Source organism: Pseudomonas sp. PB120, from assembly GCF_009761815.1.
GTDB lineage: Bacteria > Pseudomonadota > Gammaproteobacteria > Pseudomonadales > Pseudomonadaceae > Aquipseudomonas.
In genome coordinates this window covers 147,153-155,362 of the sequence record NZ_RWIN01000089.1, presented here as the reverse complement: position 1 = coordinate 155,362, position 8,210 = coordinate 147,153, and the positions used below count along the sequence as shown (strand labels likewise).

Sequence of the window (8,210 nt, the reverse complement as noted above, 5' to 3'; positions counted from 1 at the left end):
CCGATGCGCTGGTGAACGCCGGCCTCGCCCGCGTCGTTGCGGCGATGCAGGACCCGAACCCGTCAGTCGCCGGTCGCGGCATGCAGCGGCTGGCGCAGGCCGGTATTGCCATCGAAAGCGGCGTGCTGGAAGGCGAGGCGCGCAAGCTTAACGAAGGTTTCCTGAAGCGCATGGAACACGGCTTGCCGTTCGTGCGGGTCAAACTGGCCATGAGCCTCGACGGCCGCACGGCGATGGAAAGCGGCGAAAGCCAATGGATCACCGGTCCGGCCGCGCGTTCGGCGGTGCAACGCCTGCGCGCCCAGGCCAGCGTAGTGCTGACCGGCGCCGACACGGTACTCGCCGACAACGCCCGCTTGACCGTGCGTGCGGACGAGTTGGGCCTGGACGCCGAGCAGACCGCGTTGGCAATGAGCCGTCCGCCGCTGCGCGTGCTGATCGATGGCCGCTTGCGTGTGCCGCTTGATGCGCCTTTTTTCAAGGCCGGCCCGGCGCTGGTCGCGACGTGCATGGCCATCGAAGAGCAATATGCCAATGGCCCGGAATGCCTGATCGTGGCTGGCGACGATGGCCAGGTTGACCTGCACAAGCTGCTGGTCGAACTGGCCAACCGTGGGGTCAACGAAGTGCTGGTCGAGGCAGGTCCGCGTCTGGCGGGGGCTTTTGCCCAGCAAGGCCTGGTGGACGAATTCCAGATTTTCATCGCTGGCAAGTTTCTCGGCTCTTCGGCCCGACCGTTGCTGGACTGGCCGCTGGCGCAAATGAAAGACGCGCCCGAACTGAAAATCACCGAAATCCGCGCGGTTGGCGATGACTGGCGGGTCACTGCCATTCCTTTGCCAGCAGCGAGCGTATAATTCCCGGCCTGCGTCACGCGTCGGCCCTGTTCTCGAGGAGGACTCCATGTTTACCGGCATCATCGAATCCATCGGCAGTATTCGTGCATTGACCCCAAAAGGCGGAGATGTGCGGGTTTATGTAGAAACCGGCAAGCTCGATTTGAGCGACGTCAAACTGGGCGACAGCATCGCGGTCAACGGCGTGTGCCTGACGGCGGTTGAACTGCCAGGCAACGGCTTCGCGGCGGACGTCAGTCGCGAAACCCTCGACTGCACGGCCATGAACGACCTCAAGAGCGGCAGCCCGGTCAACCTGGAAAAAGCCCTGACCCCGACCACTCGCCTCGGCGGGCACCTGGTCAGCGGCCACGTCGACGGCGTGGGCGAAGTGGTTGCCCGTACCGAGAATGCCCGCGCTGTGGAATTCCGCATCCGCGCGCCAAAAGACCTGGCCAAGTACATCGCCCACAAAGGCTCGATCACCGTCGACGGCACCAGCCTGACCGTGAACGCAGTCGATGGCGCCGAGTTCCTGCTGACGATCATTCCGCACACCCTGAGCGAAACCATCATGGCGTCGTATCAGCCAGGTCGCCGGGTGAATCTGGAAGTGGACTTGCTGGCCCGTTATCTGGAGCGCCTGCTGTTGGGCGACAAGGCCGCAGAGCCTGCGTCCAGCAACATCACCGAAAGCTTTCTGGCCGCCAACGGCTACCTCAAATCCTGACTCAAGGGGGTGCCTTGTGGCGCTCAATAGCATCGAAGAACTGGTTGAAGACATCCGCCAAGGCAAGATGGTCATCCTCATGGATGACGAAGACCGCGAGAACGAAGGTGACCTGATCATGGCCGCCGAGTGCTGCCAGCCTGAGCACATCAACTTCATGGCCAAGCACGCCCGTGGCCTGATCTGCATGCCGATGAGCCGCGAGCGCTGCGAACTGCTGAAGCTGCCGCTGATGGCGCCCCGCAACGGCTCCGGTTTCGGCACCAAGTTCACCGTGTCCATCGAAGCCGCCACCGGCGTGACCACCGGCATCTCCGCCGCCGACCGTGCACGCACCGTGCAGGCGGCTGCCGCGAAAGACGCCAAGGCCGAAGACATCGTCAGCCCGGGCCACATCTTCCCGCTGATGGCCCAGGCCGGCGGTACGCTGGCACGTGCCGGCCACACCGAAGCGGCGTGCGACCTGGCGCGCATGGCCGGTTTCGAGCCAAGCGGCGTGATCTGCGAAGTGATGAACGACGACGGCACCATGTCCCGTCGCGCCGAACTGGAAACCTTCGCTGCTGAGCACAACATCAAGATCGGCACCATCGCCGACCTGATTCACTACCGGATGATCCACGAACGTACCGTTCAGCGGATTGCCGAGCAGCCACTGGACAGCGAACTGGGCCAATTCAACCTGGTGACCTATCGTGATTCCGTGGAAGGCGATGTGCACATGGCCCTGACCCTGGGCAACGTGTGCGCTGAAGAGCCGACCCTGGTTCGGGTGCACAACATGGACCCGTTGCGCGACCTGCTGATGGTCAAGCAACCTGGCCGCTGGAGCCTGCGCGCCGCCATGGCCGCGGTTGCCGAGGCGGGCAGCGGTGTGGTGCTGTTGCTCGGTCACCCGCTCGATGGCGACGTGTTGCTGGCGCATATTCGCGAAACGGCTGATCAGGCCGCCGTGAAAAAACCGACCACCTACAGCATTGTCGGTGCCGGTTCGCAGATCCTTCGGGACCTGGGCGTACGCAAAATGCGCCTGATGTCGGCACCGATGAAATTTAATGCGATATCCGGTTTCGATCTGGAAGTTGTAGAATACGTGCCCTCCGAATAATGACCGGTTGTTTCCGGCCCTTGATTCGCGGCTAACAAATCACTGAGGGACGCATAGAAAATGCGTCCCGGCTCTTTAAGAGATCTAACGAATGACCCTGAAGACCATCGAAGGTACCTTCATCGCCCCTAAAGGCCGCTACGCTTTGGTAGTGGGCCGTTTCAACAGCTTCGTCGTTGAAAGCCTGGTCAGCGGTGCAGTTGATGCCCTGGTTCGCCACGGCGTGAGCGAAAGCGACATCACCATCATCCGCGCACCTGGCGCCTTCGAAATTCCGCTGGTTGCGCAGAAAGTCGCTCAGAAAGGCGAGTTCGCGGCAATCATCGCCCTGGGCGCGGTCATTCGTGGCGGTACTCCGCACTTCGAATACGTGGCGGGCGAATGCACCAAGGGCCTGGCCCAGGTGTCCATGGAGTTTGGCGTTCCGGTCGCGTTCGGCGTCCTGACTGTTGATTCCATCGAGCAAGCCATCGAACGTTCCGGCACCAAGGCCGGTAACAAAGGTGCCGAAGCGGCCCTGTCCGCTCTGGAAATGGTCAGCCTGCTGGCGCAGTTGGAGGCCAAGTGATTAGCGACGAAAGCGATCGTTTCAACCCGCGCGATCCAAAGCCTGCGGATGCCGGCAAGCCATCGAAAAGCGTCAAGCGTCGTGAAGCCCGTCAGCTCGCGACTCAGGCGCTTTATCAATGGCACATGGCCCGTCAGTCGCTGAACGAGATCGAAGCGCAGTTTCGGGTCGATAACGATTTCAGCGATGTCGATGGCGCCTACTTCCGTGAAATCCTGCACGGGGTTCCAGCGCAGAAGGACAAGATCGACGCCGCTCTCAAGCCTTGCCTGGACCTGACCATCGAAGAGCTGGACCCGGTTGAACTGGCGGTATTGCGCCTTTCCACCTGGGAACTGCTTGAGCGTGTCGACGTTCCTTACCGCGTTGTCATCAACGAAGGTATCGAGCTGGCGAAAGTCTTCGGTTCCACCGACGGCCACAAGTTCGTCAACGGTGTACTCGACAAGCTGGCCCCGCGTCTGCGTGAAGCTGAAGTCAAGGCGTTCAAGCGCTAACCAGCGCTTGCAATCGCATGGGTGAGTTTGAGCTGATCCGCAATTTCTTCGCCGCCGCGCCTTGTGCGCAGGGCGGCGAAGGCGTTGCTCTCGGGATCGGTGATGACTGCGCCTTGCTTGCTGTTCCCCCCGGGGAGCAGCTGGCCATTTCCACCGACACCCTCGTGGCCGGTGTGCATTTCGCAGACCCTTGCGACCCGTTTCTGCTCGGTCAGCGCTCGCTGGCTGTAGCGGTCAGTGACCTGGCCGCCATGGGCGCCACGCCCGTTGCCTTTACCCTTGCCCTGACCTTGCCGACGGTGACCGCCGATTGGCTGGATGCTTTCGCCCGTGGTTTGAACGTGATGGCGCAGGGCTGCGGTGTGGCGCTGGTCGGCGGTGACACGACACGTGGCCCCCTGAGCTTGACCGTAACCGTGTTCGGACGGGTGCCGGCTGGCAAGGCATTGACTCGCAGCGGCGCCCGACCCGGTGACCTGTTGTGTGTCGGCGGCGAGCTGGGCAATGGCGCGGGCGCCTTGTCGTTGGTGCTCGGCCAGCGCACGGCCGAGCCTGCCATCGCCGATCCGCTGCTGGCCCATTACTGGTCGCCGCAACCGCAGCTTGGTCTGGGTGAAGCGTTGCGTGGCAAGGCCACCTCGGCGCTGGACATCTCCGACGGCTTGCTTGCCGACTGCGGGCATATCGCGCTCGCGTCGGAGGTCGGCATTCAGGTTGAACGGGGCCGGTTGCCGCTGTCGAAGGCTTTAGTGGCCTTCCTCGGTCAAACGGGCGCCGAAGACGCCGCCCTGAGTGGCGGTGACGATTACGTGCTGGCGTTCACCCTACCGTCCGTCGAGTTGTCACAATTGATCGCCGACGGTTGGCCGATCCATGTGATCGGGCGGGTGGTGGCAGGGCAGGGCGTCGTCTTGCTGGATGCCGCTGGACAAGACATCACCCCGCAAACCCGGGGCTATCAACATTTTCGGGAGACACCGTGACAGATCATCCCAAACAGGTCCCGGCGGAATTCGTACCGCCTTCGGTCTGGCGCAATCCATGGCATTTCCTGGCGTTCGGGTTCGGCTCGGGCACCTTGCCAAAGGCACCGGGCACCTGGGGGTCATTAGTTGCGCTACCCTTTATCCCGTTGTGGCAGATGTTGCCCGACTGGGGTTACTGGCTGATGCTGGGCATCACCATGCTGTTCGGCTTCTGGCTGTGCGGCAAGGTGGCCGACGATTTGCGGGTACACGACCACGAAGGCATCGTCTGGGACGAAATGGTCGGGATGTGGATCACCCTGTGGCTGGTGCCGGAAGGTTGGTATTGGTTGTTGGCGGGATTCCTGATGTTTCGCTTCTTCGACATTCTCAAGCCGTGGCCGATTCGCTGGATCGACCGGCATGTGCATGGCGGTGTCGGGATCATGCTCGATGATGTATTGGCCGGGGTGTTTGCGTGGTTGGCGATGCAAGGGCTGGTGAAGCTCTTCGCCTGAGGATCAAGCGGGAGGAACAGGGATGGCTCGACGCTGGTTGGCGGTGATGGTTTTCGCGATATTCGGCGCGCTGGCACACGCGCAGGACGCGCCGACGACGCCGTCCGTGATTCATCTGGCCAGCGAGGAGTGGGAGGACTACACCGCCGCCGACGGGCATGGCATGGCCTGGGACGTGTTGCGCGAAGTGTTCGAGCCGGCTGGCGTCAAACTGGATATCCGCACCGAACCCTACACGCGCTCCATCGGCCTGGCGCAACGTGGCGAAGTGGATGCGTGTGTTGGCGGTTATCGGGATGAAGTCAGCGACCTGCTGTACCCGCGCTGGAATTACGACACCGATCATATCTATGCGCTGGGCCTGTCGACCAGCCCGGTGCCGACCCTGCAAACTCTTGGCGACTATCGGCTTGCCTGGGTCCGTGGCTACGAGTTCCAGGCCTATTTGCCTAACGTACGCCGCTACAACGAAGTGGTCCGACGCACCGGGATTCTGTCGATGCTGACCCACAACCGCGCCGACTATTACATCGATGCGTTGACCGAAGTGGATTACATCGTCAGCCGGGCCAAGGATCCATCGCAGTACCGCCGTACCCACATCGCAGAATTGCCGCTGTATCTTTGCTTTGCGAATAATCCCAAGGCGCGCGCGTTGATGTCGTTGTTTGATCAGCGAATGGATCTGTTGGTGAAAAACGGTCAATTGAAGCCGATCTTCGAGCGCTGGAAGCAGCCTTACCCCTTTGATTCAAATTGAACACAGGCCCATGTAGCAGCTGGCGAAGCCTGCGTTCGGCGGCGAAGCCGTCGTAAATTCAGACATTGCGCTGTATCAGACTGACCGGGTCGACAGGTTTCACGGCGGCTGCGCCCCCGAACGCAGGCTTCGCCAGCTGCTACAAAGGATCTGTGTGACAACCGAGGATCTAACTTTTTGATCGTTATGCCCCATAATTCAGCCTAAGCGTCTGTAGGAACGTGCTGTTACAATGCCGCGTCTGCGAATCTCCAGTACCTATTGATCAGGAGCACACCGGTGCCTGTCGTTTTTGTCGCCGCTTCCAAGCTGCCAACGCCTTTTGCGCAATTCACCATGCACGGCTTTCTCGATGAAGAAAACGGGCGCGAGCACGTTGTGCTGAGCCTGGGCGAATTCGACGACGGTGCCCCGGTTCTCGGCCGCTTGCACTCCGAATGCCTGACCGGTGACGCCTTGTTCAGCCAGCGTTGCGACTGCGGTTCGCAACTTGAGGCCGCCTTGCAGGCGATCGCCCGTGAAGGTCGTGGCGTGTTGCTCTACTTGCGTCAGGAAGGCCGAGGCATTGGCCTGCTGAACAAGATCCGCGCCTACGAATTGCAGGACGCCGGCGCCGACACCGTTGAAGCCAACGAGCGTCTGGGTTTTGCCGCTGACCAGCGTGAATACTCGATGTGCCTGCCGATGCTTGAACATCTGGGCGTGAAATCCCTGCGTCTGATGACCAATAACCCGCGCAAGGTCAAAGCCCTCACCGACATGGGCATTGTGGTCGCCGAACGCGTGCCGCTGCACACCGGCCACAACCCGCACAACAAACTCTACCTGGCCACCAAGGCCAGCAAGCTCGACCACATGATGGGCAACGAGCATCAGGGCGAGGCAGACCGGGCGTGACCCGCGGTCAAGTGCGGCGTCGTCTGTCCGTCAACTGGTGGCAATACCTGTCGCTGGCCCTGCTGCCGCTGTTCGTGATCAACGGCGTATTCGGCCAGGGCGAGGCGATCTTGCCGGTGCTGGCGATGCCGTTGTTCATTGCCGGTGTGGCTTCGATGTTTGTCAGCCTGAAATTTTTTGGCGGCTACAAGCACGCGCTGATCGCCACCCAGAAAGCCCTTGATACCCCGGAAGAACCCGCCGCCTGGATTGCCCTGGCGGCCAAGCGCCGCGTGGCGTTCCTGGCGGCCGCCTTGCCTGCCTGGATCGGAGCGCTGGCGGTGTTTGTCGGCCTTGAAGCCGTGCCGTTGGTGCTGCTGGCATTGTCGACCGTGGTGCTGTTCTACCTCTACCGTATTCCGCGTCAACTCGGCTGATGCTTCGGGCCTGGCTGGCGGTTTTGCTGCTGGCCGTCGGCGGCTCGGCATCAGCGGTTGAACGCGTCGTCAGCCTCGCGCCGTCGCTCTCTGAAATCGTCGTTGAGCTGGGTTCAGCGGACCTGCTGGTGGGTGTGCTGGACGCCGGCGAACGCCCGGCCGCTCTCAAGGACCTGCCTTCCGTTGGCCGCTATGGCCAGTTGGACATGGAACGGCTGCTCAGCCTGAAACCCGATTTGCTGCTGCTTTGGCCCGGCAGTGTAGGTCCGGCACAGCATGAGCAGCTCAAGCGGCTGAATATTCCCACCTACGTTGCCGAACCGCACAACCTCGAACAACTCACCGCGCAAATAGAGGCGATTGCCACCCAGCTTGGCCGGCCTGAGCGTGGCGTTTCACTGGCCGCCAGTTTGCGTCAGCGACTGGAATCACTGCGCCAACGCTACCGCCGGGAGCAACCGTTGCGGGTGTTCTATCAGGTCTGGGATCGGCCGCTGTACACCGTGGGCGGCGGGCAGATCATCAGCGATGCGCTTGAAGTCTGCGGGGCACGTAATGTGTTTGCCGACCTGACCCTGCCCGCGCCCCAAGTCAGCGTCGAGGCGGTGCTGCAGCGTAATCCCGAAGTGATTCTGGCCAGTGATCAGGCGCAGCTCGAAGCGTGGAAAGCCTGGCCGCAGGTGACGGCGGTGGCGCAGGGGCAATTGCTGCTGGTCACGGACAAAGGCCTGGAACGGCCGAGCGGGCAGATGCTTGAGGCGACGGCCAAGCTGTGCCAAATCATCGCGCCTGACCGCTGAACTGTGGCGAGGGAGCTTGCTCCCGCTGGGCTGCGAAGCGGCCCCAAATCTGTCGGTGGGTTACTTCAGATAGAACTGCATCAGCCTATTTACGACTGCTGCGCAGCCGAGCGGG

The 8,210-nt window shown here is 61.9% G+C and carries 11 protein-coding genes; all 11 read left to right on the top strand.

Features of this window, described 5'->3' with window-relative positions; translation table 11 throughout:
• Window positions 1-857, top strand: an 857-nt coding sequence (ribD, locus tag EJA72_RS18110; protein WP_157712780.1) for a bifunctional diaminohydroxyphosphoribosylaminopyrimidine deaminase/5-amino-6-(5-phosphoribosylamino)uracil reductase RibD, incomplete at its 5' end; no start/stop codon positions are given.
• Between the two features lie 46 nt (window positions 858-903).
• Window positions 904-1,566 (top strand): riboflavin synthase, encoded by a 663-nt coding sequence (locus tag EJA72_RS18105; RefSeq protein WP_157712779.1) that lies wholly within the window; start codon window positions 904-906, stop codon window positions 1,564-1,566.
• Between the two features lie 16 nt (window positions 1,567-1,582).
• Window positions 1,583-2,674, top strand: coding sequence for a bifunctional 3,4-dihydroxy-2-butanone-4-phosphate synthase/GTP cyclohydrolase II (ribBA, locus tag EJA72_RS18100; RefSeq protein WP_178129416.1), 1,092 nt, complete (start codon window positions 1,583-1,585; stop codon window positions 2,672-2,674).
• A 91-nt stretch (window positions 2,675-2,765) separates the two neighbouring features.
• Window positions 2,766-3,242, top strand: coding sequence for a 6,7-dimethyl-8-ribityllumazine synthase (gene ribE, locus EJA72_RS18095; protein WP_003228649.1), 477 nt, complete (start codon window positions 2,766-2,768; stop codon window positions 3,240-3,242).
• Window positions 3,239-3,739 carry a transcription antitermination factor NusB gene (gene nusB, locus EJA72_RS18090; RefSeq protein WP_178129415.1) on the top strand — a complete coding sequence of 167 codons (501 nt, stop codon included), beginning with the start codon at window positions 3,239-3,241 and terminating at the stop codon, window positions 3,737-3,739. Before ribE ends, nusB begins: the two co-directional genes overlap by 4 nt.
• A 17-nt stretch (window positions 3,740-3,756) precedes the next feature.
• The gene (thiL, locus tag EJA72_RS18085) at window positions 3,757-4,722 is read left to right on the top strand and encodes a thiamine-phosphate kinase (RefSeq protein ID WP_157712778.1); all 966 of its coding nucleotides are present in this window, start codon (window positions 3,757-3,759) and stop codon (window positions 4,720-4,722) included.
• Entirely contained in the window at window positions 4,719-5,222 is a 504-nt protein-coding gene (locus tag EJA72_RS18080) for a phosphatidylglycerophosphatase A (protein ID WP_178129414.1), read from the top strand. The genes thiL and EJA72_RS18080 overlap by 4 nt, the downstream gene beginning before the upstream one ends.
• Before the next feature lie 22 nt (window positions 5,223-5,244).
• Entirely contained in the window at window positions 5,245-5,982 is a 738-nt protein-coding gene (locus EJA72_RS18075) for an ABC transporter substrate-binding protein (RefSeq protein ID WP_157712777.1), read from the top strand.
• Between the two features lie 279 nt (window positions 5,983-6,261).
• Window positions 6,262-6,879, top strand: coding sequence for a GTP cyclohydrolase II (gene ribA / locus EJA72_RS18070; protein ID WP_178129413.1), 618 nt, complete (start codon window positions 6,262-6,264; stop codon window positions 6,877-6,879).
• Window positions 6,876-7,295 carry an MFS transporter gene (locus EJA72_RS18065; protein ID WP_178129412.1) on the top strand — a complete coding sequence of 140 codons (420 nt, stop codon included), beginning with the start codon at window positions 6,876-6,878 and terminating at the stop codon, window positions 7,293-7,295. Before ribA ends, EJA72_RS18065 begins: the two co-directional genes overlap by 4 nt.
• Window positions 7,295-8,095, top strand: coding sequence for a cobalamin-binding protein (locus EJA72_RS18060; protein ID WP_157712775.1), 801 nt, complete (start codon window positions 7,295-7,297; stop codon window positions 8,093-8,095). Before EJA72_RS18065 ends, EJA72_RS18060 begins: the two co-directional genes overlap by 1 nt.
• The last annotated feature ends 115 nt before the right edge of the window (window positions 8,096-8,210 follow it).